General features: G+C 62.2%; 1 protein-coding gene. It reads left to right on the plus strand.

From position 1 onward, the window contains the following. Nucleotides 1-233: ATP-binding protein (locus KVT28_RS27055; protein ID WP_254633684.1), on the plus strand; the 233-nt coding region annotated here is incomplete at both ends.

Below are 233 nucleotides of genomic sequence, written 5' to 3' on the forward strand. Positions count from 1 at the left end.
GTTTAAGGTGTGCGATGACGGGCCGGGCATTAGCGAGCAGCATCTGCCGGGCCTCACCGAGCGTTTCTATCGCGTGGATAAAGCGCGTTCGCGCGCCACCGGCGGAAGCGGATTGGGGCTGGCGAGCGTGAAGCATGCGTTGGGACATCACAACGCGCGGCTGGAGAACACCAGCGTGCCGCATCAGGAAACCTGTTTCAGCTTCCTGCTGCCGCCACGCTTGATTGTGGCTA

This window comes from Pantoea sp. GbtcB22 (assembly GCF_019091025.1).
In the GTDB taxonomy this organism is placed as follows: domain Bacteria; phylum Pseudomonadota; class Gammaproteobacteria; order Enterobacterales; family Enterobacteriaceae; genus Pantoea; species Pantoea leporis.